This window comes from Falsiroseomonas oryzae (assembly GCF_027856955.1).
GTDB lineage: Bacteria > Pseudomonadota > Alphaproteobacteria > Acetobacterales > Acetobacteraceae > Falsiroseomonas > Falsiroseomonas oryzae.
On the sequence record NZ_JAPSMD010000914.1, the window covers coordinates 1 to 835 of the forward strand.

General features: G+C 76.5%; 1 protein-coding gene. It reads left to right on the top strand.

All coding sequences use genetic code 11. From position 1 onward, the window contains the following. A partial coding sequence (locus tag OZN99_RS32645; RefSeq protein WP_270939330.1) for a hypothetical protein occupies positions 1 to 835 on the top strand: 835 nt, incomplete at both ends.

The window sequence follows — 835 nt, forward strand, 5'->3', positions numbered from 1 at the left end:
GGAGACCGACGCCGCGGCCTGGCTCGACGACCTGCTGCCCCGGCTGCCCGAGCCCGTGCTGCTGGCGGCGGGCGCGGAACTTGCGCGGTTCGAGAGCCCGCGCAGCAGCGACGCGCTCCGCCGCCTGGCGCCGCACCTCTCCGACGCGGCCGCCGCCGGCCTGGTGGACCGCATCGCCAGGCCGAGCTTCCCCTCCTTGCGCGGCAACCAGCACGCGCTGATCGGCCTCGGCCTCGGCGGGAGCGCGGCGACGCGCGCGGCGGTGCTGCGCGCGCATCTCAGCCGCTATCTCATGCGCGAGGAGCCGGACGAGGTGCTGGCCGCCCTCGCCCCGCACCTGCCGCCGGAGCTTCTCCGCCTCGCATTCGAGAAGACGACGGAGTACAGCCATCATGGCCGCCTGCGCATCCTGGCCCCGCTGCTGGAGGCGGCCGGGCTGCTGGACGCCGCCTGCGAATGGGCCCGCACGACGGTCTATGCCGGGGAGAAGATGGCGGTGCTGGCGCCCGCCCTGCCCCCCGACCGGCTCCGGCAGGAACTGGTCGCCATCGCCGGCAGCGACTCGATCTGGGCCGTGGACGCGCTGGCAGGCGCGCTGTCCGCCTGGCCAGGCAGGCTGCCCGACGACCTGCTGGCGGCACTGCTCGACGCGGTGCGGCGCAACGCGGCCACGCATCGCCGGGCCGCCATGCTGGCCGTCATCGGCGGCCGGCTGGACGCGGCGCAATGGCCACCGCTGCTCGACCGGGTGTTCGAGGCCGGCGCGGAGGGCTACGTCCTCGCGGGCGACCTGCGGGGGATGCTGCCGGCGCTGCGCGCGGCGGGGCAGCTCGAC